Annotated in this window: 26 protein-coding genes and 1 riboswitch; of the genes, 14 read left to right on the forward strand and 12 right to left on the reverse strand. The window is 64.3% G+C overall.

Annotated elements, in window-relative coordinates; translation table 11 throughout:
- Nucleotides 1-27: 27 nt before the first annotated feature.
- A riboswitch (TPP riboswitch) is annotated at nucleotides 28-119 on the reverse strand.
- A 233-nt stretch (nucleotides 120-352) separates the two neighbouring features.
- A complete protein-coding gene (aroC, locus tag RA25_RS09885; RefSeq protein ID WP_019297559.1) occupies nucleotides 353-1,453 on the forward strand; it encodes a chorismate synthase in 1,101 nt (366 codons plus the stop codon).
- Between the two features lie 77 nt (nucleotides 1,454-1,530).
- Here the strand turns inward: aroC and RA25_RS09890 are convergent, their stop codons facing one another.
- The gene (locus RA25_RS09890) at nucleotides 1,531-1,947 is read right to left on the reverse strand and encodes a MerR family transcriptional regulator (protein WP_019297558.1); all 417 of its coding nucleotides are present in this window, start codon (nucleotides 1,945-1,947) and stop codon (nucleotides 1,531-1,533) included.
- Between the two features lie 73 nt (nucleotides 1,948-2,020).
- Between RA25_RS09890 and RA25_RS09895 the strand changes: the two genes are divergently transcribed.
- Complete coding sequence (locus RA25_RS09895) at nucleotides 2,021-2,659, forward strand: cation transporter (RefSeq protein WP_039147484.1); 639 nt, start codon at nucleotides 2,021-2,023, stop codon at nucleotides 2,657-2,659.
- A 63-nt stretch (nucleotides 2,660-2,722) separates the two neighbouring features.
- On the opposite strand, the gene RA25_RS09900 is transcribed toward RA25_RS09895, so the two are convergent.
- Nucleotides 2,723-4,225, reverse strand: coding sequence for a malonate--CoA ligase (locus RA25_RS09900; RefSeq protein WP_039172339.1), 1,503 nt, complete (start codon nucleotides 4,223-4,225; stop codon nucleotides 2,723-2,725).
- 94 nt (nucleotides 4,226-4,319) lie between these two features.
- On the opposite strand from RA25_RS09900, the gene RA25_RS09905 reads away from it, so the two are divergent.
- Entirely contained in the window at nucleotides 4,320-5,255 is a 936-nt protein-coding gene (locus RA25_RS09905; protein ID WP_039171907.1) for a DMT family transporter, read from the forward strand.
- A 57-nt stretch (nucleotides 5,256-5,312) separates the two neighbouring features.
- Here the strand turns inward: RA25_RS09905 and RA25_RS09910 are convergent, their stop codons facing one another.
- On the reverse strand, nucleotides 5,313-6,017 hold the full coding sequence (locus RA25_RS09910) for an SDR family oxidoreductase (RefSeq protein ID WP_039171910.1): 705 nt from the start codon (nucleotides 6,015-6,017) through the stop codon (nucleotides 5,313-5,315).
- Nucleotides 6,018-6,113: 96 nt separating this feature from the next.
- Between RA25_RS09910 and RA25_RS09915 the strand changes: the two genes are divergently transcribed.
- Entirely contained in the window at nucleotides 6,114-6,950 is an 837-nt protein-coding gene (locus tag RA25_RS09915; protein WP_039171913.1) for a LysR substrate-binding domain-containing protein, read from the forward strand.
- A gap of 3 nt (nucleotides 6,951-6,953) precedes the next feature.
- Here RA25_RS09915 and RA25_RS09920 read toward each other — a convergent pair whose 3' ends face one another.
- Both RA25_RS09920 and RA25_RS09925 read right to left on the reverse strand, forming a co-directional pair.
- The gene (locus RA25_RS09920) at nucleotides 6,954-7,325 is read right to left on the reverse strand and encodes an SPW repeat domain-containing protein (protein WP_039171916.1); all 372 of its coding nucleotides are present in this window, start codon (nucleotides 7,323-7,325) and stop codon (nucleotides 6,954-6,956) included.
- Between the two features lie 114 nt (nucleotides 7,326-7,439).
- Nucleotides 7,440-8,420, reverse strand: a complete 981-nt coding sequence (locus RA25_RS09925) for an AraC family transcriptional regulator (RefSeq protein WP_039171918.1) — start codon at nucleotides 8,418-8,420, stop codon at nucleotides 7,440-7,442.
- 134 nt (nucleotides 8,421-8,554) lie between these two features.
- Between RA25_RS09925 and RA25_RS09930 the strand changes: the two genes are divergently transcribed.
- Nucleotides 8,555-9,079: a DUF4142 domain-containing protein gene (locus tag RA25_RS09930; protein WP_039171922.1), complete on the forward strand. Its 525-nt coding sequence runs from the start codon at nucleotides 8,555-8,557 to the stop codon at nucleotides 9,077-9,079.
- Nucleotides 9,070-9,399 (forward strand): cupredoxin domain-containing protein, encoded by a 330-nt coding sequence (locus tag RA25_RS09935; protein WP_039171923.1) that lies wholly within the window; start codon nucleotides 9,070-9,072, stop codon nucleotides 9,397-9,399. The genes RA25_RS09930 and RA25_RS09935 overlap by 10 nt, the downstream gene beginning before the upstream one ends.
- A 68-nt stretch (nucleotides 9,400-9,467) precedes the next feature.
- Here RA25_RS09935 and RA25_RS09940 read toward each other — a convergent pair whose 3' ends face one another.
- Nucleotides 9,468-10,334: a branched-chain amino acid aminotransferase gene (locus RA25_RS09940; protein WP_039171926.1), complete on the reverse strand. Its 867-nt coding sequence runs from the start codon at nucleotides 10,332-10,334 to the stop codon at nucleotides 9,468-9,470.
- 162 nt (nucleotides 10,335-10,496) lie between these two features.
- Here RA25_RS09940 and RA25_RS09945 point away from each other — a divergent pair, with 162 nt between their 5' ends.
- The 6 genes from RA25_RS09945 (at nucleotide 10,497) to dxs (ending at nucleotide 15,943) form a co-directional block, all read left to right on the forward strand.
- Nucleotides 10,497-11,000: a MarR family winged helix-turn-helix transcriptional regulator gene (locus RA25_RS09945; RefSeq protein ID WP_029204953.1), complete on the forward strand. Its 504-nt coding sequence runs from the start codon at nucleotides 10,497-10,499 to the stop codon at nucleotides 10,998-11,000.
- 6 nt (nucleotides 11,001-11,006) lie between these two features.
- Nucleotides 11,007-11,708, forward strand: coding sequence for a response regulator (locus RA25_RS09950; protein WP_039171929.1), 702 nt, complete (start codon nucleotides 11,007-11,009; stop codon nucleotides 11,706-11,708).
- A 198-nt stretch (nucleotides 11,709-11,906) separates the two neighbouring features.
- On the forward strand, nucleotides 11,907-12,833 hold the full coding sequence (locus tag RA25_RS09955; RefSeq protein ID WP_039171931.1) for a histone deacetylase family protein: 927 nt from the start codon (nucleotides 11,907-11,909) through the stop codon (nucleotides 12,831-12,833).
- Complete coding sequence (locus RA25_RS09960) at nucleotides 12,830-13,072, forward strand: exodeoxyribonuclease VII small subunit (protein ID WP_039171934.1); 243 nt, start codon at nucleotides 12,830-12,832, stop codon at nucleotides 13,070-13,072. Before RA25_RS09955 ends, RA25_RS09960 begins: the two co-directional genes overlap by 4 nt.
- Nucleotides 13,073-13,075: 3 nt before the next feature.
- The gene (locus RA25_RS09965; protein WP_039171938.1) at nucleotides 13,076-13,972 is read left to right on the forward strand and encodes a polyprenyl synthetase family protein; all 897 of its coding nucleotides are present in this window, start codon (nucleotides 13,076-13,078) and stop codon (nucleotides 13,970-13,972) included.
- Nucleotides 13,973-14,014: 42 nt separating this feature from the next.
- Nucleotides 14,015-15,943, forward strand: coding sequence for a 1-deoxy-D-xylulose-5-phosphate synthase (dxs, locus tag RA25_RS09970; protein ID WP_039171941.1), 1,929 nt, complete (start codon nucleotides 14,015-14,017; stop codon nucleotides 15,941-15,943).
- Nucleotides 15,944-15,997: 54 nt separating this feature from the next.
- Here dxs and RA25_RS09975 read toward each other — a convergent pair whose 3' ends face one another.
- The gene (locus RA25_RS09975; RefSeq protein ID WP_039171943.1) at nucleotides 15,998-16,867 is read right to left on the reverse strand and encodes an SDR family oxidoreductase; all 870 of its coding nucleotides are present in this window, start codon (nucleotides 16,865-16,867) and stop codon (nucleotides 15,998-16,000) included.
- A gap of 73 nt (nucleotides 16,868-16,940) precedes the next feature.
- On the opposite strand from RA25_RS09975, the gene RA25_RS09980 reads away from it, so the two are divergent.
- Entirely contained in the window at nucleotides 16,941-17,576 is a 636-nt protein-coding gene (locus RA25_RS09980) for a class I SAM-dependent DNA methyltransferase (RefSeq protein ID WP_039171947.1), read from the forward strand.
- Between the two features lie 226 nt (nucleotides 17,577-17,802).
- Here the strand turns inward: RA25_RS09980 and RA25_RS09985 are convergent, their stop codons facing one another.
- Genes RA25_RS09985 through RA25_RS10000 form a run of 4 tightly spaced genes read right to left on the reverse strand, consistent with a single transcriptional unit; the run spans nucleotide 17,803 to nucleotide 22,142 of the window.
- Nucleotides 17,803-18,588, reverse strand: a complete 786-nt coding sequence (locus RA25_RS09985; protein ID WP_039147499.1) for a carnitinyl-CoA dehydratase — start codon at nucleotides 18,586-18,588, stop codon at nucleotides 17,803-17,805.
- 50 nt (nucleotides 18,589-18,638) lie between these two features.
- Nucleotides 18,639-20,666 (reverse strand): acetate--CoA ligase family protein, encoded by a 2,028-nt coding sequence (locus tag RA25_RS09990; protein ID WP_039147501.1) that lies wholly within the window; start codon nucleotides 20,664-20,666, stop codon nucleotides 18,639-18,641.
- 6 nt (nucleotides 20,667-20,672) lie between these two features.
- Nucleotides 20,673-20,975, reverse strand: coding sequence for a SelT/SelW/SelH family protein (locus RA25_RS09995; protein ID WP_039147503.1), 303 nt, complete (start codon nucleotides 20,973-20,975; stop codon nucleotides 20,673-20,675).
- A gap of 3 nt (nucleotides 20,976-20,978) precedes the next feature.
- Nucleotides 20,979-22,142, reverse strand: a complete 1,164-nt coding sequence (locus RA25_RS10000; protein ID WP_039171950.1) for an acyl-CoA dehydrogenase family protein — start codon at nucleotides 22,140-22,142, stop codon at nucleotides 20,979-20,981.
- A gap of 80 nt (nucleotides 22,143-22,222) precedes the next feature.
- On the opposite strand from RA25_RS10000, the gene RA25_RS10005 reads away from it, so the two are divergent.
- Complete coding sequence (locus RA25_RS10005) at nucleotides 22,223-23,164, forward strand: GlxA family transcriptional regulator (protein WP_039171953.1); 942 nt, start codon at nucleotides 22,223-22,225, stop codon at nucleotides 23,162-23,164.
- Here the strand turns inward: RA25_RS10005 and RA25_RS10010 are convergent.
- Nucleotides 23,161-24,351, reverse strand: coding sequence for a hypothetical protein (locus tag RA25_RS10010; protein WP_193747134.1), 1,191 nt, complete (start codon nucleotides 24,349-24,351; stop codon nucleotides 23,161-23,163). The two genes, RA25_RS10005 and RA25_RS10010, sit on opposite strands and share 4 nt — an antisense overlap.
- Between the last annotated feature and the right edge of the window lie 54 nt (nucleotides 24,352-24,405).

Genomic DNA, 24,405 nt, shown 5'->3' on the forward strand with positions numbered 1-24,405 from the left:
CCTCCTTTGCGGCTTTGGGCAAGGGTGGAGGCTGTCCAGTACCTTCCCTCCGCCGGTGTGATCCGGTTCAGGTTCAACGGGTGTCATCTCAGCGCTTGCGCGCACCCCGAGGTGGCGCGGACATTATGCCCCGGGCGCGGCAATGACAAGCCAAAGCCCCGTCAGGACCTATGACCCTTTGCAAACTGGACCGCCGCCCGCGCCGATCCCATGTTCTTCTGGCGGAAAATATCCCGGGGGAGCCGCCCTAGGCGGCGGGGGCAGCGCCCCCTGTGCCCTTTGCCGCAGAGGAATCCGCTTGAGGCACAGGCCCCTGCCCGCTAAGCACGTCCCGCAAAGGAGACCGCGCCTCATGTCGATGAACAGCTTTGGACACCTCTTCCGCGTCACCACCTGGGGCGAGAGCCACGGGCCCGCGCTTGGCGCCACCGTCGACGGCTGCCCGCCGAACGTGCCGCTGGAGCCGGAAATGCTGCAGCAGTGGCTGGACAAGCGCCGCCCGGGCCAGAACAAGAATACCACCCAGCGCAACGAACCGGACGCGGTGAAGATCCTCTCCGGCGTGTTCGACGGCATGTCCACCGGCACCCCGATCCAGCTGATGATCGAAAACACCGACCAGCGCTCCAAGGACTACGGCGAGATTTCCCAGACCTTCCGCCCGGGCCACGCCGACATCACCTATTTCCAGAAATACGGCAACCGCGACTACCGCGGCGGCGGCCGCTCCTCGGCGCGCGAGACCGCGGCGCGGGTGGCAGCCGGCGGTGTTGCACGTGAAGCAATCAAGGCACTGGTGCCGGGGCTGGAGATCAAGGGCTACATGACCCAAATGGGCGAGCTGGAGATCGACCGCAGCCGCTTTGACTGGGACGCGATTGAACAAAATGATTTCTGGATCCCCGACGCTGGCGCAGTGCAGGAATGGGAAGACTACTTGCAGGCCCTGCGCAAGGCGCATGATTCCGTTGGCGCCGTTGTTGAGGTTGTGGCGCGCGGCGTTCCCGCAGGCATCGGCGCGCCGGTTTATGGCAAGCTGGACACCGATCTGGCCGCCGCGATGATGTCGATCAACGCCGTGAAGGGCGTCGAGATCGGCGAAGGCATGAACGCCGCGCGCCTCAAAGGTTCGGAAAACGCCGACGAGATTTTCATGGGCGAAAACGGCCCTGAGTATTCGTCGAACCACGCCGGCGGCATCCTCGGCGGCATCTCCACCGGGCAAGACGTGGTGGTGCGCTTTGCAGTGAAGCCGACCTCCTCGATCCTCACTCCGCGCAAGTCGATCCGCAAGGACGGCTCCGCCACCGAGGTGATCACCAAGGGCCGCCACGACCCCTGCGTCGGCATCCGCGCGGTGCCGGTGGCCGAGGCAATGATGGCCTGCGTGATCCTCGATCACCTGTTGCTGCATCGCGGCCAGATCGGCGAAAACCAGGGCCGGATTGGCTGAAGGTAAGGCTCTAATAAGCGCCAATTCGCATTCTCAAGGGTGAAGCGTGCAGATGCAGGCTTCGCCTTTTTCGTTCCTCAGCCGTGGTCGCTGCCGCATTGCCCGTGATCGCCCAGCGCCGACAGCACCTTGCAATCTCCGCCCTGACCGTGGCCGCACAGATGGGTGATGCGCTCCAGCTCCCCCGCCAGCCGCTCCAGCCGGGTTATCCGCGCCCGCACCGCATTCAGCTGCGCCTCGGCGATGCGGTGCACCTCTGAGCAATCCTCTCCCAATTGTCCCTCGATCGACATCATCACCTTGATGTCCTCCAGCGAAAACCCAAGGTCGCGGGCATGTCTGATGAAGCCCAGCGCCTCCATCCCGTCCTGCCCGTAGCGCCGCTGGTTGCCGGCATTACGGCCCGGTTGCGGCAGCAGGCCGATTTCCTCGTAATAGCGGATGGTTGGCACCTTCACGCCGGTGGCCTTGGACAGCTGGCCGATGGAAAACATCGCAATGACCTCTTGATGCTCTAGTGACTAGAGCACCTACATTGATATCGAATCAGGAATGAGGACAAGAGCAATGGCAGGCTGCTGCAATCACAACGCAAGGTTCGACGGGGTATCGGACGACTACAAACGCAGGCTTTGGCTGGTGATCGCCATCAACGCCGGCATGTTCGCGGTGGAAATGGGCGCGGGCCAAATGTCCGGCAGCCAGGCGCTGAAGGCGGACGCGCTGGATTTTCTGGGTGACGCGCTGACCTATGGCATCTCATTGGCGGTGATCGGCGCCACCCTGCGCACCCGCGCGCTGGCGGCCCTGGGCAAGGGCATCAGCCTGTTGCTGATGGGCGCCTGGGTGTTTGGCTCCACCGTGTACCAGGTGTTTTACGTCGGCGTGCCGCAGGCGCAGATCATGGGGGTTATCGGCTTCATGGCGCTGGCGGCCAACCTGATCTCGGTCATGCTGCTGGCGCGCTACAAGGACGGGGACGCCAATGTGCGCTCGGTCTGGCTCTGCTCGCGCAATGATGCGATCGGCAATGTGGCGGTGATGATTGCCGCCCTGGGGGTCTGGGGCACCGCCACCGGCTGGCCGGACCTCATCGTGGCCGGCATCATGGGCGGGCTGTTCCTGAGCTCTGCCTTCCAGATCCTGGTGCAGGCGGTGCGGGAGTGGCGCGAGGAAGAGGCACACGCAGAAGCGCACCAACACTAAGTGCTTAGGGCCACGCCTGCCCAAGCAGGCGCAGCCCGGCCTTTCGGCCGGACGGAACAGAGCTTAACCAAACAGCCCTGCGTATGCCTCGCGCAGGGCTTTCTTCTGCACCTTGCCCATGGTGTTGCGCGGCAAGGCCTCCAGCAGGATGATCTCCTTGGGCTGCTTGAACTTGGCCAAATGCCCGGACAGAGCCGCCTTGATCGCCTCAGCGCTGGTGCCCTTGCCTTCCGGCACAACCACCGCCACCACTGCCTCGCCAAAGTCGGGATGCGGCACGCCAATGACGGCGCTTTCCAGCACGCCGGGCAGGTCATCAATCAGGCTCTCCACCTCCTTGGGATAGACATTGAATCCGCCGGTGATGATCAGATCCTTCTCGCGCCCGACGATGGTGACATAGCCATCGGCATCGATTTTCGCCATGTCGCCGGTGATGAACCAGCCGTCCGGCTGCAGCTCCTCCGCCGTCTTCTCCGGCATCTGCCAATAGCCCTGGAACACATTGGCCCCGCGCACCTCCAGCACGCCGATCTCTCCGGCCGGCACCTCAGAACCGTCCCGCATCACCCGCGCCTCCACCCCCGGCAGCGGGAAACCGACGGTGCCGGCCCGGCGCTCTCCGTCATAGGGGTTGGAGGTGCTCATATTGGTTTCGGTCATCCCGTAACGCTCCAGGATGCGGTGCCCGGTGCGGGCCTCCCACTGCTCGTGGGTATCGACCAGCAGGGGTGCGGAGCCGGAGATGAACAGACGCATGTTTGCAGCGCGCTCCGGCGTCAGCCGGTCATCCGCCAGCAGCCGGGTGTAAAAGGTCGGCACTCCCATCAGCGCCGTGGCCGCCGGCATCGCGTCCAGAATGGCATCAGCATCGAACCCCGGCAGAAACACCGCCTGGCTGCCCGCAAACAGCGCCACATTGGTTGCCACAAACAGCCCGTGTGTGTGGAAGATCGGCAGCGCATGGATCAGCACGTCGTCCTTGGTGAACCGCCAGCAATCCCGCAGCGTCAGCGAGTTGGAGGCCAAATTGTCATGGCTCAGCATCGCACCCTTGGAGCGCCCGGTGGTGCCGGAGGTATACAGGATCGCCGCAAGATCATCCGCCTTTCGGGCCACAGGATCAAAGCCGCCCTGCCCGTCCGCCAGATCCCGCAAGCTGCCCTGCCCCGCCGCATCCAGTGTCAGCACCTCCGCCTCTCCGGAGACCGCGCTGATCTCCTCCAGCCGTGCAGGATCGCAAACCACCACCCGGGGCGTTGCGTCGCCAACGAAATAGGCGACTTCCGGCCCGGTATAAGCGGTGTTGAGCGGCAGAAAGATGCCGCCCGCCATTACCGTGCCCAGGTACAGCTCAATCGCCTGAAAGGTCTTCTGAACCTGCACCGCCACCCGGTCGCCGGGCTGCACGCCTTGCGAGACCAAAGCCGCCGCCATCCGCTCCGCGCCGGCAAACAGCGCGCCGAAGGTGACCGTGCCGCCCTCCGGGAGCCGGGCAAAAACATCCTCCTCGCGCCCCAGCGAGGACTCGCGCAGCTGGCGGATCAAGTGGTTGGCGTCATACATCGGCGGCTCCTTCATCTGGCGGCGCCATTTGCGCGGCTTGGCCAGCCAAAATCAAGCCATTGATCTTTGCGGCGCTTGGGCGCAGGGTCGCGCCATGGCAAAATCCTTAACATCGCATCGGCCTGTGCTGGCGGTCCTCTTGAAAGTGACCGCGATTGCACTGTTCACCGCATTGTCCGGGATCATCAAGGCCACCTCGGAGACCATTCCGGCAGGCGAGGCGGTGTTCTTCCGCTCCTTCTTTGCCATTCCGGTGATCGTGGCCTGGCTGGCAACGCGCGGAGAGCTGCGGCACGGGCTGATCACCAAGAAGCCGATGTTTCACGTGTGGCGCGGGCTGGTCGGCACCTCGGCGATGGGGATGACCTTCATGGGGCTGGCGCTGCTGCCGCTGCCGGAAGTCACGGCCATCGGCTATGCCACGCCGATCTTCACGCTGATCCTTGCAGCGCTGTTTTTGGGAGAGACCATCCGGCTGGTGCGGATCAGTGCCGTGGCCATCGGCCTGTTAGGCGTGCTCATCATGATCTGGCCGCGCCTGGGCGGCGACCTGGGCGATGGCGCCATGCTGGGCGTCTTGCTGGTGGTCGGCGCCACCGTGGCGCGCGGATTTGTGCAGATCCACATCCGCCGCATGGTCCAGTCGGAGCATACCGCGGCCATCGTGTTCTATTTCTCGCTGACCGCCTCGGCCCTGGCGCTGCTGACGGCGCCCTTCGGCTGGGTGATGCCGGATGTGCAAACCGCCGCGCTGCTGGTCAGCGCCGGGCTGGTCGGCGGGGTGGCGCAGATCCTGGTCACCTCCTCCTACCGCTTTGCGCCCGCCTCGATGCTGGCGCCTTATGACTATGCCTCGATGATCTTTGCCATCGTGATCGGCTACGTCTGGTTCGATGAATGGCCGACGCTGGTGATGCTGGCCGGCGCCGCACTGGTGATTGCCGGCAATGTGCTGGTGATCTGGCGCGAGCACCGGCTGGGCCTGCGGCGCGGCAAGGCCAAGCCGCTGATCGACCCAAAAGGCGGATAACAGGCTCTAAAAAGGGCGCCTTTGCATTACTTGAGCCTGCTCCCAGAACCAGCCCGCTTAGATTGCGCGGGTCAAACCGCCGTCCACGCGAATGTTCTGCCCGGTGGTATAACCCGCATCATCCGAGGCCAGATAGGCTACCAGCGCAGACACCTCGCGCGCAGTGCCATAACGCCCCATCGGGATCCGCGCCTTGCGGTCCTCAGTCTCCGGCAGGCTGTCGATAAAGCCCGGCAGCACATTGTTCATCCGCACGCCCTGGCCTGCAAACTTGTCTGCAAACAGCTTGGCAAAGCTCGCCAGCCCGGCCCGGAACACACCGGAGGTCGGGAACAGCGGGTCCGGCTCAAACACCGCAAAGGTGGAGATGTTGATGATCGACCCCTTGCCCTGCGCCGCCATGATGGGCGCCACCAGCCGCGCCGGGCGGATCACATTCATCAGGTAGTATTCCATCCCCAGATGCCAGTCGTCGTCGCTGATCTCCAGGATATCGCCCTTGGGGCCGTGGCCCGCCGAGTTTACCAGCACGTCGATCCGCCCCCAGCGGTCCATCGCCTTGTCCACCAGCGCCTGCAGATCGCTTTGCACCAGGTTAGAGCCCGTGTGGCCCACCCCGCCCAGCTCCTGCGCCAGCGCCTCGCCCCTGCCGGAGGAGGAGAGGATCGCAACTTCGTACCCCTGCTCGTGAAGGTGGCGGGCGGCATCCGCGCCCATGCCGCTGCCTGCGGCGGTGAAGAGAGCAACCTTCGTCATGTCCATACTCCTTTGCTTGCCCTCAGGATGGCGGTTCAGGCCGCGCTTGACCAATCATGTCTCATCGCGCCAGACTGTAGGAAAACTACTGGCTGGAACCTGATGCGCCTGCCCAACCTCAACGCCCTGCGGATGTTCGATGCCGCCGCCCGCCACCTGAACTTCGGCCGCGCGGCGGAGGAGCTGCACCTGACCCAGGGCGCAGTGGCGCAGCAGGTGCGGCGGCTGGAGGCCGATCTGGGCCACAAGCTGTTCCACCGCCACGCCCGCGGGCTGACCCTCACGGATACAGGCCGCAGCTATCACGCGCCGGTCCGGCAGGCGCTGATGCTGATCCGCGAGGCCACAGACCAGCTGGCCCCAGCGGTGCAGCGGGTGACGCTGTCGGTGCCGCCGTCCTTTGCCTCGAAATGGCTGGTGCCCCGGCTGCCGGAGTTCGAGGCCCGCCACCCCGATATCGACCTGCGGGTTGTGGCCGAGGAGAGCCTTACGGATTTCAAGCGCGACGGCATCGACATCGCCATCCGCCAGGGCGGCAAGCCGCAGGAAAGCAGCCTGAACTCCGCGCTGCTGTCGCTGGTGGACCTGGTGGCAGTGGCACGCCAGGATTCGGCTCTAACAAAAGGGGATTCTCCCGAACTGGCGGATCTGGCGCAGCACACGCTGATCCAGGACGGGCACCACCACTGGGACCTTCTGCTGCGGCAGGAGGGTCGCTCTGCCACGGGCCGGGTGCTGCAATTCAACCAGACGGCGCTGGCGATGGACGCGGCAATGAACGGGCAGGGCATCGCCCTTGTGCCCCGCATTTTCCTGGGCAGCCAGCCGCTGGCAGAGCTGTGGCAGGCGCCGCGGCTGGGGGATCAGGGCTTCTATGTGCTTTGGCCCAGCACTCAGGGCCGGGCCAAGACGGTGGTGGACTGGCTGCTGCGCCAATAACATTCAGGCAGAGGCGGCCTCAGCCTCTTCCGGCGCGCTGAGCGAGATCACAGCAACAACCGCCGCGCCATTCAGCCAGTAGAAGGCCGCATCCAGCCCGGCAAAGCCAAAGACAAAAGGCGCCGCCAGAAAGGAGAGGCCAACAATCAGGTCAACCGTCAGATGCAGCTTGTAGGGCAGCACCCGGATCAGGCCGAGGTGATGGTCCGTCAGCACCGTCAGGACAAATGCGGCGATGCCGGTTGCCACCGACAGCCACAGCGCCAGCGGATTGCTTTCCCCGAGGCCCAGCAGGAACGGCAGCCCCATCAGGGCAATGGCCACCGGGTAATCAAGGTAGGCGTGGATGGTGCGCGTCACAAAACGGAGGGGCATGTGTCAGGTCCTTTTCTGTTTTTCAGGACCGCAAGGTTTGCGGCCATGAACCCAGAGTGGACTCAAAATCAGGAACGAATAACTCTAGCTAAGACAAGAAACCTTGCAGATCGTTCACATGTGCGACGTTTCAGGAAAATCGACATTGGTATGCTTCTGCCGGTACGCCGCCGGAGAGAGGCCAACCTGCTTGCGGAACACCCTGGAAAACGCAGCTTCGGAGGCGTAGCCCGCCAGTTCCGCCGCGTCGGCGACATTCAATCCCTGCTCCGCCAGCCCCTGGCAGGCAATTTGCATCCGCCAGGACGTAAGATACTGCATCGGCGTCACCTCCATCTTGGCAGTAAAGGTTTGGGCAAACCCGGTCCGCGACATTCCCGCCGTCCGGGCCAGGTCCTCCACCGACCAGTTTGCTGCCGGATTCTTGTGAAACGCCGTCAAGGCGCGGTGGAGCCGGGGGTCCGCAAAACCGGCCAAGGCGCTGTCATCCGACGTCAGGCTTTCCAGATGCACCCGGATCGCCTGCGCAAAGATCGCCTCGGACATCTTCAGCGCAATCAGGTCGCCGCCCATACGGGCGTGCCCCGCCTCAGCGGCAATGACCCGCAATGTCGCCTCCAGCCAGGCACCGCGGGCTTCGCCATAGTCCTGAATATGCATATAGGGCGGCAAACGGTCCAAAAGCATATGCCCGGCACCGGTATGCCCTTGCGCGCCATAAGAAATATGCCCGCAAATCAGCTGCGTATCCCGGTCGTCCTCATCCCCGCCGTAAACCAGCACGCCTTCGCCCTGATACCCGGACAGCTCCAGCACCCGCTCCAGCGTCAGGACTGCCTCTTTGCCAGTGGTGGAGCAAAACAGCATATGTTCCGCCCCATGCGGGATCACCACCAGATCCCCCTGCGCCAGCCGGATCGTGTCACCGGTCTGCGGCAGATGCACCAGGCATTCTCCCCGATGGGCAAAATGGAACCGCGCCACATTCTGGAAGGACGGCACATGCACCCCCCACGGCGGCGTGAACGAGGTGCGGAAATAGAGAGTCCCCTTCAGGGAAAGCCGCGTGAGAATGTCGCTTAACAGATCCAGCATGGCAGGAGGATACCCCTTCGGTGCCACGCGTCCAGAGTGCTGGACGATCTGCAATATCTTTCGGCCTATCACGCATTCAACGCCACAGCGTTTTCACGGATCAAGGTGGGACTGACAAAACAAGGAGTCGCAAGATGACATTCCGTTTGCTTTCCGCCGCTGTTCTCGCTGGCGCCGTGGTCCTGCCGGCCCATGCCGCAGAGCCGATGAATGACCTCGAAATCGCCCATACCGCCTATACTGCAGGCCAGCTGGACATACGCTATGCCCATCTCGCACTGGCGGTATCTGAGAATGCCGACGTGCGCAGCTTTGCTGAAACCATGATCCGCGACCACTCCGCGGTCAACTCAGCTGCAGTTGATCTGATCACCGAATTGAACGTCACGCCTCAGGACAACGACCTCAGCCGTGCCCTGGTAAAGGGGGCCGCAGACAAGCGGGCAGAGCTGATGGGCCTCTCCGGCAGCGCCTTCGACTGCGCCTATGCCCAAAATGAGCTGGGCTACCATCAGGTTGTCAACAAGACCGTCGAGGAAAGCTTTCTCCCGGCAGTCACGGTTGCGCCGCTCAAAGAGCTGCTGACGGATGCGCTGGCGACATTCAAGGTGCACGAAGGCCATGCGGAACAGATGGTCAGCAATCTGCAATGCAGCTGACACGGCGGCGGCTGATCGCAGCGGGCGGACTGGCTGCGGCTGCAGCCGCATTGCCCGCTGCGGCCGCACCGGCGGTTCAGGTCCGGATCCGGAAATTCGCCTTTGAGCCAAAAACAGTCTCTATTAAGGCTGGTCAGCGTGTCGAGTGGGTGAATGACGACATTGCCCCGCATACGGCGACTGAAGATAATCATCTGTGGGACACAGGCGAACTGGAAAGGAACGGGTCTGCCACGCTCACCTTTGATACACCGGGGACGTATGCCTATTTCTGCGCCTTCCATCCAAAGATGAAAGCGCAAGTGATCGTCACAGCGTGACAGGCTGCAACGAAAACGGGCGCCCCGCATCGGGACGCCCGTATCTTCTGTGCAGGTCGTGATCTGCCTCAGGCGCGGACCAGCGCCTCATAGTCTTCGGCGATCTCGCGGGTCAGGTCACCAACTTCAAAGGTATAGTCGCCGATCTGCCCGACCGGGGTGACCTCTGCGGCGGTGCCAGTCAGCCAGCACTGCTCAAAGCCTTCCATCTCTTCCGGCTTGATGCGGCGCTCGTGCACGGTGATGCCCTTGTCCTTCAGCATCTGGATCACGGTCTGACGGGTGATGCCGTTGAGGAAGCAATCGGCCAGCGGCGTGTGCACTTCGCCATCCTTCACAAAGAACACATTGGCGCCGGTCGCCTCCGCCACATAGCCGCGCCAGTCCATGAACAGCGCGTCAGAGCAGCCCTTGGCCTCCGCCTTGTGCTTGGAGATGGTGCAGATCATGTAGAGGCCCGCCGCCTTGGCGTGAACCGGGATGGTTTCCGGGCTCGGGCGCTTCCATTCCGCAATGTCGAGCTTGGCACCCTTCATCTTGGCGTCGCCGTAATAAGCGCCCCAGCCCCAGACCGCGACCGCCATACGCACCGGGTTCTTGGCCGACGCCACGCCCATGTCCTCACCCGAGCCGCGCCAGACCAGCGCGCGAACGTAGGCGTCCTGCAGGCCGGAGGCTTTCAGCGCCTCTTCCTTGGCCGCCTCGATCTGATCGACGGTGTAGGGCATCGGCATGTCCAGCGCTTCTGCGCTCGCGATCAGGCGCTCGGAATGCGCGCGGCTTTTGAAGATCTTGCCGTTATAGGCGCGCTCGCCCTCGAACACGGAGGAGGCGTAGTGCATCGCATGGGTCAGGATATGCACCTTGGCATCCCGCCAGTCGACCAGCTCCCCATCCATCCAGATCACACCGTCGCGGTCGTCGTAACCAGCCATGCCGCACCCTCCTGATTTCTGCGGTGATTTTCATTTATTGCGCAAGTTAAGGCCGAACCGGACACAATCTTGCGCCAAAGCTGCGATTCGATACATCTTCACCCTTGGAATGTCAACAACACTGACATAAACTGACCGGTAATACAGACGAGGGGGCACCACATGCCTGAGGGCCGGACAGGGCAGGGATACAGCGGCGAAAGCCTGCTGTTTCTGACAGATGAGCAGCTGCGTCAGGGGATCGAGGCAATGTTTTTTGCCTACCGCGGCTTTACCGCCGATCCGGACCGGATATTGGCCGAAATGTCCTATGGCCGGGCACATCACCGGGCGATCCACTTCATCAACCGCTCGCCGGGCACCACGGTGAACAACCTTCTCAGCATCCTGGGCGTGACCAAACAGTCGCTGAACCGGGTTCTGCGCACGCTGATCGGCGACGGGCTGGTGATCTCCAAAGTGGGGGAGCTCGATAAACGCGAACGCCACCTCTACCTGACCGACCAGGGCGCAGCGCTGGAGGCGACGCTGTCCGATGCCCAGCGCGCCCGGATGCGCGCCGCCTATAAGGACGCAGGCCCCGAGGCGGTGCAGGGCTTCAAGACAGTGCTTGAGGCGATGATGGACGCGGACATGCGCCGCGCCTACGCCAAGCTGCGGGACTGATCAGGCATGACCACCCATGACGCCCATCTGCTGATCGTCGATGACGACGAACGCATCCGCGGCCTCTTGAAGAAATTCCTGATGCGCTCCGGTTTTCTGGTGACCGCTGCCCGCGACGCCGCCCACGCGCGCCGGGTGCTGGCGGGGCTGGATTTTGACCTGATCGTCATGGATGTGATGATGCCGGGCGAGGACGGCGTGTCGCTGACCCGCTCCCTGCGCGAAACCATGGCCACCCCGATCCTGCTGCTGACCGCCAAGGGCGAGACCGAGGACCGGATCGCGGGTTTCGAGGCCGGGGCGGATGACTACCTGCCCAAACCTTTTGAACCCAAGGAACTGCTGCTGCGCGTCAACGCGATCCTGCGGCGGATGCCGGACACGGTTGCACAAGAGGCCGCGCCCAAGGTGCTGCATCTGGGCAGCATCCGCTATGACATCGAACGCGGCGAGATGTGGCAGGGCGATGAACTGATCCGCCTGACCGGCACCGAAAGCCAGCTGATGAAGATCTTCTCCGCCCAGCCGGGTGAGCCGGTCTCCCGCACCAAGCTGGTCGAGGATCTTGGCCGCGACCGCGGCCAGGCGCAGGAACGCGCGGTGGACGTGCAGATCACCCGCCTGCGCCGCAAGATCGAGCCGAACCCGAAACAGCCGCAATACCTTCAAACCGTCCGCGGCGCGGGTTACATGCTGGCACCGGATTAACCCCGCCCGCTTCTTCTGGCCCAAAAATACGCCGGTGGGTGAGGCCCAGCGCCCCTCCCTTTTCGCCCAAATGCTGCCAAGGCGGTGCACAGGGGGTGCACGCCCGGTGCACGCATGTCACCCCCCGGTTTTCCCTTGCAGCCAGACACCGCCCCCACCTAGTGTCGCGCCAAGTCCCGCAGCCGGAGGAACGCGCTTATGACCACCGCCCTGATCACCCACGCGGATTGCCTCAATCACGTCACACCCGAGGGCCACCCCGAACGTGTCGCCCGGCTGGAACACATCCTGCACGCACTGGAGCCGCTGGAGCTGAAGCGGGTGACAGCCCCGATGGCGGCGGAGGATGACATCCTGCGCATCCACCCCGCCGGCTACCTCTCGGACCTGCGCAAGGCCTCCCCGGCAGAGGGCTGGGCACAGATCGACGGCGACACCTTCCTGTCCCCCGGCTCGCTGGACGCAGCCTTCCGCGCGGCGGGTGCCGTGGTGCGCGGTGTCGACATGGTGCTGGGCGGCGAGGTGCAGAACGCCTTTGCCGCGGTGCGCCCACCGGGCCATCACGCCGAAACAGACACTGCAATGGGGTTTTGCCTGTTCGGCAACGCCGCGCTGGCGGCCAAGCACGCGCTCGATCACCATGGCCTCAGCCGCGTTGCGGTGGTGGACTTCGACGTCCACCACGGCAACGGCACTCAGGACCTGTTGTGGGACGAGCCGCGCGCGCTGGTGATCACCAGCCAGCAGATGCCGCTGTGGCCCGGCTCCGGCCGCCCGGATGAGGACGGCGCCCATGGCCAGATCCTCAACATGCCGCTGCCGTCGGGTTCGGGCCGGACAGAGATGCAGGCGGCCTATGAGGGCCAGGCCTTCCCGCGCCTGCGCGCCTTCAAGCCGGAGCTGATCATCATCTCGGCCGGCTTTGACGCCCACCAGGACGACCCGCTTGCCAGCCTCAACTGGGCCACTGCCGATTTCGCCTGGATCACCGCCGAACTGGGCAAACTTGCCAGTGAGCTGTGCCAGGGCCGTATCGTCTCGACTTTGGAAGGCGGATATGATCTGAACGCGCTGTCCGCGGCAACCCGCGCGCATGTGGAAGAATTGATGAAGGCACCGGCATGACTGAGACCCCCGTAGACCAGATGAGCTTTGAACAGGCGATGCGCGAGCTGGAAGGCGTGGTGGACCAGCTGGAGCGCGGCGACGTGGCGCTTGATGCCTCGATCGCGCTCTATGAACGCGGCGCGGCGCTGAAGAAACGCTGCGAGGAAGAGCTGAAGCGCGCCGAGGAAAAGGTTGCCGCGATCACTCTGGATGCCAACGGCACCCCCAAGGGCACCCAGCCGCTGGACGCCGGCTGAGTCATGACCGCCGCAGACACCCAGTCTTTCCTTGAAACTGCGCGCCCCTTTGCTGAGGCGCTGAAAGACGCACAGACCCGCATCACCGCGCATATGGAAGCGCGGCTCGCAGGCGGTGACGAACTGCACGCCGCGATGCGCTATGCCATTACCGGCGGCAAGATGCTGCGCGGCTTCCTGGTGCTGGAAAGCGCCCGGCTGCATGGGGTCGCGGCAGAGGCCGCACTTGACGCCGCGCTGGCCATCGAATGCATCCATGCCTACTCCTTGGTGCATGACGACCTGCCCTGCATGGATGACGACGACCTGCGCCGCGGCCAGCCTACGGTCCATAAGAAATGGGACGAGGCGATGGCGGTTCTGGCAGGCGATAGCCTTCAAACCTTTGCATTTGAGCTGCTGGCAGACCCCAAGGCTGGCCCCCATGCACTGGAGCTGATCCGCAGTCTGGCGCAATCCTCCGGCAAGGACGGCATGGTCTCCGGCCAGATGCTGGATATTGCGGCAGAATCTGCGGCCGCACCGCTTACACTCGAACAAATCACCAAGCTGCAGGGCCGCAAGACCGGCTGCCTGATCGAATGGTCCGCCACCGCCGGCGCGGTGCTGGCAGGCGGCAACCTGGCCCCGCTGCGGCAATACGCACGCGCCCTCGGCCTTGCTTTCCAGATCGCCGACGACATCTTGGATGTGGAAGGTGATGCCGCCAAGGTCGGCAAGGCCGTGCGCAAGGATGCCGATGCCGGCAAGGCGACCTTTGTCTCATTGCTGGGACTGGCAGAGGCAAAAGCCCGCGCACAGTCGCTTTGCGAGGATGCCTGTGCCGCGCTGTCACCCTATGGTGAAGACGCCGCAACCTTGAAGGAAGCCGCGCGTTTCGTTATTGCGCGCGACAGCTAACCCCGCGCCACGCCGCTAAAAGGCGCAGCCCAAGGAGACACCATGCCCGACCGGCCCAAGACCCCGCTTCTGGACCAGATCACGCGCCCCGCGGATCTGAAGGGGCTGACGGATGCGCAGCTGGTGCAGGTGGCGCAGGAGCTGCGGCAGGAAACCATTTCCGCGGTTTCCGTCACCGGCGGCCATCTGGGTGCCGGCCTTGGCGTGGTGGAGCTGACCACCGCCCTGCACGCGGTGTTCGACACCCCGCGGGACAAGGTGATCTGGGACGTTTCCCACCAGTGCTACCCGCACAAGATCCTGACCGGGCGCCGCGACCGCATCCGCACCCTGCGGATGAAGGACGGGCTCAGCGGCTTCACCAAACGCTCCGAGTCACCCTTTGACCCCTTCGGTGCCGCCCACAGCTCCACCTCGATCAGCGCAGCGCTTGGCTTTGCCGTGGCGCGCGACCTCGGCGGCGTGATCCCCGAGGGCAACGGTGATGCGATTGCAGTGATCGGCGACGGCTCGATGTCGGCCGGCATGGCGTTTGAGGCAATGAACAACGCAGGCCACCTAGGCAAGCGCCTGTTCGTGATCCTGAACGACAATGAAATGTCGATCGCCCCGCCGGTCGGCGCGCTGTCCTCCTACCTGTCCCGCCTTTATGCAGGCGAGCCGTTCCAGGAATTGAAAGCCGCCGCCAAGGGCGCGGTCTCACTGTTGCCCGAACCCTTCCGCGAGGGCGCCAAACGCGCCAAGGACATGCTGAAAGGCATGGCGGTTGGCGGCACCATGTTCGAGGCGCTTGGCTTCTCTTACCTCGGCCCCATCGACGGCCACGACATGGACCAGCTGCTGCCGGTCCTGCGCACCGTCAAGGCCCGCGCCACCGGCCCGATCCTGATCCACGTCCTCACCAAGAAGGGTAAGGGCTACGGCCCCGCCGAGCGCGCCCGCGACAAGGGCCACGCCACTGCCAAGTTCGACATGGTGACCGGCGAGCAGAAGAAAGCCCCCTCCAACGCGCCTTCCTATACCTCTGTCTTCGGCAACGAACTGGTGAAGCACGCCGCCAAGGACGACAAGATCTGCGCCGTCACCGCGGCGATGCCGGATGGCACCGGCCTCAGCCTGATGGCCGAACGCTACCCCTCGCGCTGCTTTGATGTCGGCATTGCCGAACAGCACGGCGTCACCTTTGCCGCGGCACTGGCGGCGGGCGGCATGAAGCCCTTCTGTGCGATGTACTCCACCTTCCTGCAACGCGGCTATGACCAGGTGGTGCATGACGTGGCGATCCAGCGGCTGCCGGTGCGCTTTGCCATCGACCGCGCCGGCCTGGTCGGCGCCGACGGCGCCACCCACGCCGGCAGCTTCGACATCGGCTTCATGTCCAACCTGCCCGGCATGGTGGTGATGGCCGCCGCCGATGAGGCCGAGCTGGTCCATATGGTCGCCACCGCCGCTGCGTATGACGACGGTCCCATCGCCTTCCGCTACCCGCGCGGCGAGGGCGAAGGCGTCGAAATGCCGGAGATCCCGGAAGTGCTGGAAATCGGCAAGGGCCGGATGATCCAGGAGGGCAAACGCGTGGCGCTTCTGTCCTTCGGCACCCGCCTGGGCGAGGTCCGCAAAGCTGCCGAGGCACTCTCTGCCAAGGGCATCACGCCGACCATCGCCGACGCCCGCTTTGCCAAGCCGCTGGACCGCGATCTGATCCTGCAACTGGCCGCGGACCACGAGGCGCTGATCACCATCGAGGAAGGCGCAGTGGGCGGTTTCGGTTCCCACGTGGCGCAGCTCCTGGCAGAGGAAGGCGTCTTTGACAGCGGCCTCAAATACCGCTCGATGGTGCTGCCTGACACCTTCATCGACCAGGCCAGCCCAGCGGATATGTACGAAACCGCCGCAATGAACGCGCCGCAGATCGAAGCGAAGGTGCTGGATGTTCTGGGCGTGGCGACGATAGGCGAGAAGCGAGCCTAACTTGGGTTAAAAACCAGGTTTGAGCCTGTCTGGGCAGCCCTGGCTAATTTTCCGTCACACCCCCGGCGGCTCTGCTGGCGGCACAAAGCTTTCCATATCCTCGGCCTCCAGAACCGCCCGCAGCCCCTCCCGGTAGGTCGGGTAAAGAAGCTCCACCCCCAGCTCATCCTTGATCCGGCGGTTGCGGACCCGCTTGTTCTCCCCGTAAAAACTGCGCGCCATCGGGGTCATGCCGGCCTCGTCAAAGGGCACTTCGGCCGGCACCGGCAGGCCCAGAAGTTCGGCGGCGTGGCCCAGCACATCCTGCGGCGGCGCCGGGTCGTCATCGCAGACGTTATAGATGGCGCCCGGACGCGGCTGCGCAATGGAGGCTGCCAGCACCTGGGCGATGTCGTCCACATGGATGCGGGAGAACACCTGCCCCGGCTTGATGATCCGCCGCGCCTTGCCCGCCATCAGCTTGGCAAAGGGGCCGCGGCCGGGTCCGTAGATGCCGGCCAGCCGGAAGATGTGCAGCGGCAGGCCGGGGATCGCCTGCCATTGCATCTCCGCCAGGGCGCGCCAGTCGCCGCGCTGGCTGGAGGGCGTCACTGGCGTGTCTTCATCCACCCAGGCGCCGTCGTGGTGGCCATAGACGGCAGTGGTCGAAAGATACCCCACCCATTCCAGATCCGGTGCGGCGGCAATCCGGTCCCCCATGGCTGCCAGCACCGGATCGCCATCCGCATTGGGGCCGATCGAGTTCAGCACATGCGTCACGCCGTCCAGCGGCACGTCCTGCCCGGGCCAGGTGATCATCTCAACACCATCAGCCGCCGCCACCTCACGCGAGGTGCCGATGACACGCCATCCCGCCGCCATCAGGCGCGGGGCAAGCGCCCGGGCGGTATAGCCAAATCCAAGACAAAGCAGCGTTTTTCTCATGCCTCCTAGATGCGTTGGCCGTGCCCGGTGCGCAAGGGTTGATTCGAATCCCCCGCACGGCTTTGATGGCCCGATGAAAAAGCAGACACCCGGATTGGCCGATGCCTATGCGCTGAGCACGCCTGAAGATTCACGGCAGCTCTATGCGGAATGGGCCACCTCCTACGATCAGGATTTTGCTGCCGGGCAGGACTACCAGCTGCCCGGACTGACGGCCAAGGCCTTTGCCGCCGCCGGGGGAACAGGTCCGGTTCTGGACGCGGGCGCGGGCACCGGTCTTTGCGGCCAGGCGCTGCGGGCGCTTGGGGTTGAGCCTGTGGACGCCACCGACATCAGCGCCGCCATGCTGGCCGAGGCGCTGCGCAAAGACGCCTACCGCGACGTGATCGAGGCCGACCTGATGGAGGGCATCCCGGTGCCGCGCGGCTCATACCGCGGGGTTATTTCCTCCGGCACCTTCACCCACGGCCACCTTGGCCCTGAAGTGTTGCCCGCCCTGCTGCGGGTGGCCGAGCCCGGTGCCTGGTTCGCCCTGTCGGTGAACGCAAAGTTCTATGAAAAGGCGGGATTTGCCGCAGCCTTTGACAGGCTGCTGCAGGGGCAATGGATCAAAAGCCTGACCCTGCCTGAGCTGCGCATCTATGGCCCCCGGGCCACCGGCGCGCACAAGGACGATACCGCGATTATTGCGCTGTTCCAGAAGGTTTAGCCCCGCCCCGTCAGCGCCGGGTCAAGGGAGGCACAGCCTCCGCGCGGCACGCGCGGCTTGCCCTTGAGGCGGCGATGGCGGGTCATACACTCGATCCGGCTGCTTGAGGAGCAGACCTGCTCCTCAAGAGCTTCTCAGCGCAAAGAAAACGCCGCGCGAAGCGCGGCGCCAGGCCCAACTGCGGAGGGGCATCTTCAGATGTCCCGCAGCAGGCGGGAGAGTTGCGTTACCGCCCCTTCCAGACCGGATCGCGTTTTTCGGCAAAGGCGCGGGCGCCTTCCAGGTTGTCTTCGGAGCCGTAAAGCACATCCACCGTCTTGAGCTGGCGCTGGGTGATGCGGTTCATCGCATCCTGGAACTTGCTGTCTTCGGCGTCGCGCACAATCTCCTTGATCGCCGCATAGACCAGCGGCGGACCGGAGGCGAGCAGCCTTGCCAGTTCCCAGGCACGGTCCATCAGCTGATCTGCGGCCACGATCTCATTCACCAGCCCCCAGCGGTTGGCTTCTTCGGCATCAAACCAGCGGCCGGTCAGCAACAGCTCCATGGCGATGTGATAGGGGATGCGTTTGGGCAGCTTCACGCTGGCGGCGTCTGCCACGGTGCCGGAGCGGATTTCCGGCAACGCAAATGTGGCGTGATCGGCTGCAATGATCATGTCCGCCGACAGCGCTAGCTCCAACCCGCCGCCGCAGGCGATGCCGTTCACGGCGGCGATCACCGGCTTGTTCATATCACGCAGCTCCTGCAGCCCGCCGAAACCGCCGACGCCATAGTCGCCATCAACGGCATCACCGTCAGCCGCCGCCTTCAGGTCCCAGCCGGGGCAAAAGAACTTCCCCCCGCCGCCGGTCAGGATCGCCACCCGCAGCTCCGGGTCGTCGCGGAAGTCTCGGAATACCTCGCCCATCACCTTGCTGGTGGCCAGGTCAATGGCATTGGCCTTGGGCCGGTCCAGCGTGACTTCCAGAATGGCGCCGTCGCGGCGGGTTTTTACGGGGCTTTCACTCATGTCGTCTCCTCCTGGCATTTGGCATGCCGTTCTGTTTCAGGGCCGAAGCCTCAGTATTTCCGGCGCATCAGCGCGTCTGCCGCAACCGCATCCTTTGGCGTGCACAGAAGCGGGTTGATCTCGATCTCCTCAAGGCCCAGCGCGTTCTCCACCACGTAGGCCTCAACTGCACGGATGGCGCGCAGGATTGCCTCGCGGTCGGCTGCCGGGGCGCCGCGGTAACCGTCCAGCAGCTTCGCGATGCGCAGCGACTGGAGTGCCGCCTCAATCTCCGCATCCGAGGCCGGCAGCAGGAAAGACGCGCTGTCCTCCATCAGCTCGGTCAGGGTGCCGCCCGCCGCCAGTGTCATGACAAACCCGTGCGCCGGGTCTTTCACCACGCCGATCAGCAGCTCCGCCACCGCGCCAGTAACCATCTCCTCCACCAGGAAACGCTCCGCAGGCATGTTGAAGGCGGCGTCGCTCACCTCCTGGCCTGAGTTCAGGTTCAGCGCCACCGCCCCCGCCTCGGTTTTATGCGCGACACCTTCGCCCTTCAGCACTACTGGGAAGCCGACGTCGACCGCCACCGCGCGGGCATTGGTGGCCGAAGCCGCCCGTTTGGAGCGCGGAGTGCGCAGCCCATAGCTGGAAAGCTGCCATTTGGCTTCGGCCTCCGGCACCAGATCGGGCTCCACAACCGGGGTTGGCAGCAACAACGGCGCAGGCGCTTCCGGCAGCGGCAGGCTGGCCGCCTCGCAGGCGGCAATCGCTTCGCTGAGACCGCAGAAGGGCACCACACCCGCGTCCATCAGCCGGGCCGCCACTTCCTCCGGCAGCAGTTCCGGCAGGGTTGCCACCAGACCGACGTTGGCACCGGTCCGTTCACGCGAACCAATGGCGGCCTGAATGGTGCATTCCCAGTCCGAGGCATCGCAGCGGTCATCGCGCGGGAAATCCACAACCAGCATGGTCATTGCCAGCTGCGGATCCATCATGGCTGAGAACGCCTTGGTCATCGCCTCGGTGTCGCGCCAGATATAGGTGTGATAGTCGAGCGGATTTGCCAGCGCCACCATCGGGCCGAGTGCCGCGCGCAGGTCCGTTTTCTGGCGGTCGTTCAAAGGCGGGAACTCCACCTTGCGCGCATGGCCGGTGTCCGCAGCCAGGCTTGCCTCCCCGCCGGAGCAGCTGATGGTTGCGATGCGGTTCGAAGGCAGCCGCCCCGCCACATGCAGCAATTTCAGCGTCTCCAGGAAGGAAGGCAGGTCATCCAGACGCGGAATGCCAAGGCGTGAGAGCAAAGCCCCCGCACCCGCGTCACCGCCCGCAAGCGAGGCGGTATGAGAAACAGTTGCGGCCTGGGCCTCAGCCGATTTGCCAACTTTCAGCGCGATGACCGGCTTGCCCAGCTCGCGCGCCCGGGCGGCCAGCCCCTCAAAGGCGCGCAGGTCGCCAAAACCCTCGATATGAAGGCCCAGCGCGGTCACCCGGTCATCCTCCAGCAACGCCTCGCCAATCGCGGCAATGCCCGACTGCGCCTGATTGCCGGCGGTCACCACATAGGCCAGCGGCAGCCCGCGCTTCTGCATGGTCAGGTTGATGGCGATGTTGGAGCTTTGGGTGACCAGTGCCACCCCCTTTTCTGCCCGCTGCCCGCCATGCTGGTCCGGCCACAGCAGCGCGCCGTCCAGGTAGTTGATGAAGCCATAGCAGTTGGGGCCAAGGAACGGCATGCCGCCTGCCGCTTCCAGCAGCTGCGCCTGCAGGTCCGCGCCTTCCGCGTCCTCGGCCGCAGCCTCCAGGAACCCGGAGGCAAAACACACTGCCCCGCCAGCCCCGCGCGCCGACAGCGCCCGCACCACCTCGATCGTGGCAAAACGGTTCACCCCTATGAAGGCTGCGTCAGGTGCCTCCGGCAGGCTGTCGGCATCCTTGAAGGCAGGCAGGCCCGCGACCTCTTCAGCTTTGGGGTGGACGGGCCAAATGGTGCCCTCGAACCCCATCTTCTGGCATTGCTCGATCACCAGACGGCACCATGCGCCGCCGCCAATCACAGCAATGGTTTTCGGGCGGAAAAGCCTGTTTAGAGACTGCATATGATCTTATTCACCGGTCTTGCCGCGGTCCAGATGGCCGAGGTCTTGTTCAGGGTTGATCCGGTCGCGCACGCGGGTTTTCAGCTCTTTCACATCAGGAAAGCCGCCGTCCCGTTTGCGTTCCCAGACCAGCTCCTTATCAACATGGATCTCAAAGATCCCGCCCAAATCTCCGGGAACCAGAGTCACCCCGCCCAATTGGTCCTGGAAGGTCTGCAGCAGCTCCTGCGCCATCCAGCCCGCCCGCAGCAGCCAGTTGCAGCCGATGCAGTAGGTAATGGTAACAACGGGTTTCCCGGTCTGGGTCATGGATCAGCCTCCGACGGCGCGCAGCATCTCGCGGCTGATGATGTGCCGCTGGATTTCACTGGTGCCTTCCCAGATACGCTCCACCCGTGCGTCGCGCCAGATGCGTTCCAGCGGCAGCTCGTCCATCAGGCCCATGCCGCCGTGAATCTGGATCGCCTCATCGGCAACCATCGCCAGCATCTCGGTTGCCTTCAGCTTGGCCATCGACATGTCGCTCTCGGTGACGGTGCCCTGGTCGAATTTCCAGCCGGCTTCCCAGGTCAAGAGGTTCGCCGCCTTCAGCTCCAGCGCCATGTCGGCCAGTTTGAAGGAAATGCCCTGGAACTTGCCGATCTGCTGGCCGAACTGCTTGCGCTCGGCGGCGTATTCGATCGAGTGCTGCAGCGCCCGTTCGGCGCGGCCCAGGCAGGTGGCGGCCACTTGCAGGCGGGTGGCGCCCAGCCAGGTGTTGGCCACCTCGAAGCCCTTGTCGACCTCGCCCAGAATGGCCGAGGACGGCAGGCGGCAGTCGTCGAATTCCAGCACCGCATTGGTGTAGCCGCGGTGGCTGACGTTGCCGTAGCCGTCGCGCACCTCGAAACCGGGTGTGCCCTTGTCGACAAAGAAGGCAGTGATCTTCTTCTTCGGCCCGCGCGGTGTGTCCTCAACCCCGGTTGCCATGAAGCAGATGGCAAAATCAGCAATATCGGCGTGGCTGATGAAATGCTTGGTGCCGTTCAGGATCCAGTCGTCACCGTCCTGACGGGCACTGGCCTTCATACCGCGCAGGTCGGATCCCGCATCCGGCTCAGTCATCGCCAGGCAGTCCCATTTCTCGCCCTTCATGCAGGGGAACAGGTATTTCTCTTTCTGCTCCTCTGTGCCTGCCAGCAGGATGTTCGACGGCCGCGCGACCCCGGTCCAGTGCAGCGCATAGTTGGCGCGGCCCAGTTCCTTTTCATACATCAGCCAGGTCAGGGTATCGAGACCGGCACCGCCCACTTCCTCGGGCATGTTGGCAGCATACAGCCCCGCTTCCATTGCCTTCTTCTGCACGTCGCGGATCACATCCATGTCCAGGTGGCCGGTGCGCTCGATCTCCGCCTCATGCGGATAGAGCTCCTTTTCCACAAAGGCGCGGGTGGTCTCAACGATCATCGACTGTTCTTCGGTCATCCCGAACTGCATGGCGGTCTTCCTTCGGCAAATCTGTTGCGGATCAGATTACGCCGCTTGCACGCGTTCATCATGCAAGGTTAGAAATAATCATGCGAAGTTGGACAAAAGATGCCGCTGCGGCGCAGCAATTGGATGTGCTGCTGTTTGATGCCTTTTCGGCCCATTGCCTGGCCAACACGGTGGAGCCGCTGCGTGCCGCCAACACCTTCGCCGGGCGGCAGGTCTATGCCTGGCGGTTCCTGACGCTGGACGGCGCCCCGGCGGTTTCGTCCTCAGGCATGGAGGTTCGGGCGCATGGAAAACTGGGTGATTGCAGCGGCGATCTGCTGATTGCGATGCCGTCTTATGACTTCCTGCGCCACGCCAATGCGGCGACCGCCCGGGCGCTGAAATCCGCTGCCCGCCGCTACAAGGGACTGGCGGGCTTTGACACCGGTGCCTGGCTGTTGGCGCAGGCCGGGCTGCTGGACGGGCGCCGGGCCACCATCCACTGGGAAGAGCTGGGCCACTTCACCGAGGCTTTCCCGGAGGTTGAGGCCGAAAGAGCGCGGCAGGTCCGGGACGGCGACCGCATCACCTGCACCGGCGCGCTGGCGGCCTTTGACACCATGATGGAGCTGATCGGCGACCAGCATGGCGCTGCATTGCGGCTGGAAGTTGCCACGCTGTTCATGGCGCCTGAGGCGACGGAGACCCAGGACCCGATCCTGGTGCGCGGCAAGTCGGTTGCCCGTGCGGTTGCGGTGATGCAGGCTAATCTGGAAACGCCCTTGCCCATCGCTGCCGTGGCCCGAAAGGCGGGCCGCAGCCAGAAGGATCTGGAGGCGCGGATGAAGGGTGAACTGGGGGCAACGCCGCAGGCGGTCTACCGGCGGCTGCGTCTGATACAGGCCAGAAAGCTCGTGTTAGAAACTGTTCTGAGCGTTTCAGAGATTGCCCTGCGCTGCGGCTACGACGACCCGAGCGCGCTGACCCGAGCCTTCAAGGCGGAGTTCGGAACCACTCCGCGCAGCTTGCGCAGTACCGGTTAGACCTGCTTTGCCGCCATCCACTGATTCAGCCGCCACAATCCCCAGGCCAGCGGGATCGCCGCCAGACCACCAATCACATAGGCCAGCGGCTCATCGGCGAAGGATTCAAACATCTGCGTGTAGGCATGGATCGCGGCAAAGGTCAGCGCCGCGTTGAACAATCCGCGCTGGTGCCGCTGCGCCGCCCAGAAGATCACCGCCGCCAGCACCGCTGCCCAGAGCACGGAATAGACGTTTTCGGAAATGAACAGTGCGCTGTCGCGGAAGGCATCGCGGGCGGCAGAGTAGGCTTCCCAATCCTCGTAACCGTCGCTGTAGCGGCCTGGCCCCCAAACGGTTTCGCCCACCACGTCCCCCCACAAGGAGCCGACCAGCGCACAAAGGTTCGCGACCACAAACCCCAATATCGCCAGGATGCGCAAGTGCCGGGCATCGCGCTCCGCCAGCCGGGCCGCACCCCAGACACAGAGCACGATCAGCAGCACCATCTGCAGGATCGTCAGCGTCGATTCCGGCGAATAGAACACATAGGCCGCATGGAAATAGCTGGTGCCGGTCTCTAGCATCTGGGCAAAGGGCGCAATTGCCAGCGCGGTGACAAAACGCACGTCCACTTGCCAGCCGGCCAGCGCCAGCGCCGCCGCATAATACAGCAGCGCCAGGTTCCGCAACGGTGAGCCGATGCCGTATTGTTGCAGCAGCAGTTCGATCCCCGCCAGATGCATCGCCAGCCCCATCAGCAGGATCGCCCCCAGCACAAAGCCCGCGGACCAGGCCCCGTGCCGCCAGCGCCAGGTGCAGATCATCGCCACCAGCGCGCCGGCAGGCAGCATCACCCAGCCGGCGATGTCCTCGTATTTGTCCACGAGCTCAATCCCGGCACCGCCCATCAGCATCCCCGCACCGATCAGGGTGGCGGAATTGCCGAACATCCGCAGCGTCTCGCTTCCGCGCGCCAGAACCGCCAGCCCGCCGCCCAGCATCAGGATGCCCGTCACAGCTACCGCAAGCGGATCCGCCAGCCAGAAGATGAAGCCGGCGGTGGCGGCGATGATTCCGAAACACAGGATCGCGTTGACCGCCAGCGATACCATAACCTCGCGCGAGCGCGCCTCGATGGTGCGGGCCTGATCCGCGGTCAGCACCCCCTCCTCGACCAGGGCAGTTGTATCGGCAATGGCGTGCATCAGCGGTCCCTCGCGGCATCCAAAAGGTTCCGCCCAGCATGGACCGGTCGTCGC

It is taken from the genome of Leisingera sp. ANG-S5, from assembly GCF_000813925.1.
GTDB lineage: Bacteria > Pseudomonadota > Alphaproteobacteria > Rhodobacterales > Rhodobacteraceae > Leisingera.

Bases quoted from the DNA above. Each gene is read 5' to 3' on its own strand.
- aroC (WP_019297559.1), top strand. From the start codon at position 353: ATGTCGATGAACAGCTTTGGACACCTCTTCCGCGTCACCACCTGGGGC.
- RA25_RS09890 (WP_019297558.1), bottom strand. From the start codon at position 1,947: ATGTTTTCCATCGGCCAGCTGTCCAAGGCCACCGGCGTGAAGGTGCCA.
- RA25_RS09895 (WP_039147484.1), top strand. From the start codon at position 2,021: ATGGCAGGCTGCTGCAATCACAACGCAAGGTTCGACGGGGTATCGGAC.
- RA25_RS09900 (WP_039172339.1), bottom strand. From the start codon at position 4,225: ATGTATGACGCCAACCACTTGATCCGCCAGCTGCGCGAGTCCTCGCTG.
- RA25_RS09905 (WP_039171907.1), top strand. From the start codon at position 4,320: ATGGCAAAATCCTTAACATCGCATCGGCCTGTGCTGGCGGTCCTCTTG.
- RA25_RS09910 (WP_039171910.1), bottom strand. From the start codon at position 6,017: ATGGACATGACGAAGGTTGCTCTCTTCACCGCCGCAGGCAGCGGCATG.
- RA25_RS09915 (WP_039171913.1), top strand. From the start codon at position 6,114: ATGCGCCTGCCCAACCTCAACGCCCTGCGGATGTTCGATGCCGCCGCC.
- RA25_RS09920 (WP_039171916.1), bottom strand. From the start codon at position 7,325: ATGCCCCTCCGTTTTGTGACGCGCACCATCCACGCCTACCTTGATTAC.
- RA25_RS09925 (WP_039171918.1), bottom strand. From the start codon at position 8,420: ATGCTGGATCTGTTAAGCGACATTCTCACGCGGCTTTCCCTGAAGGGG.
- RA25_RS09930 (WP_039171922.1), top strand. From the start codon at position 8,555: ATGACATTCCGTTTGCTTTCCGCCGCTGTTCTCGCTGGCGCCGTGGTC.
- RA25_RS09935 (WP_039171923.1), top strand. From the start codon at position 9,070: ATGCAGCTGACACGGCGGCGGCTGATCGCAGCGGGCGGACTGGCTGCG.
- RA25_RS09940 (WP_039171926.1), bottom strand. From the start codon at position 10,334: ATGGCTGGTTACGACGACCGCGACGGTGTGATCTGGATGGATGGGGAG.
- RA25_RS09945 (WP_029204953.1), top strand. From the start codon at position 10,497: ATGCCTGAGGGCCGGACAGGGCAGGGATACAGCGGCGAAAGCCTGCTG.
- RA25_RS09950 (WP_039171929.1), top strand. From the start codon at position 11,007: ATGACCACCCATGACGCCCATCTGCTGATCGTCGATGACGACGAACGC.
- RA25_RS09955 (WP_039171931.1), top strand. From the start codon at position 11,907: ATGACCACCGCCCTGATCACCCACGCGGATTGCCTCAATCACGTCACA.
- RA25_RS09960 (WP_039171934.1), top strand. From the start codon at position 12,830: ATGACTGAGACCCCCGTAGACCAGATGAGCTTTGAACAGGCGATGCGC.
- RA25_RS09965 (WP_039171938.1), top strand. From the start codon at position 13,076: ATGACCGCCGCAGACACCCAGTCTTTCCTTGAAACTGCGCGCCCCTTT.
- dxs (WP_039171941.1), top strand. From the start codon at position 14,015: ATGCCCGACCGGCCCAAGACCCCGCTTCTGGACCAGATCACGCGCCCC.
- RA25_RS09975 (WP_039171943.1), bottom strand. From the start codon at position 16,867: ATGAGAAAAACGCTGCTTTGTCTTGGATTTGGCTATACCGCCCGGGCG.
- RA25_RS09980 (WP_039171947.1), top strand. From the start codon at position 16,941: ATGAAAAAGCAGACACCCGGATTGGCCGATGCCTATGCGCTGAGCACG.
- RA25_RS09985 (WP_039147499.1), bottom strand. From the start codon at position 18,588: ATGAGTGAAAGCCCCGTAAAAACCCGCCGCGACGGCGCCATTCTGGAA.
- RA25_RS09990 (WP_039147501.1), bottom strand. From the start codon at position 20,666: ATGCAGTCTCTAAACAGGCTTTTCCGCCCGAAAACCATTGCTGTGATT.
- RA25_RS09995 (WP_039147503.1), bottom strand. From the start codon at position 20,975: ATGACCCAGACCGGGAAACCCGTTGTTACCATTACCTACTGCATCGGC.
- RA25_RS10000 (WP_039171950.1), bottom strand. From the start codon at position 22,142: ATGCAGTTCGGGATGACCGAAGAACAGTCGATGATCGTTGAGACCACC.
- RA25_RS10005 (WP_039171953.1), top strand. From the start codon at position 22,223: ATGCGAAGTTGGACAAAAGATGCCGCTGCGGCGCAGCAATTGGATGTG.
- RA25_RS10010 (WP_193747134.1), bottom strand. From the start codon at position 24,351: ATGCACGCCATTGCCGATACAACTGCCCTGGTCGAGGAGGGGGTGCTG.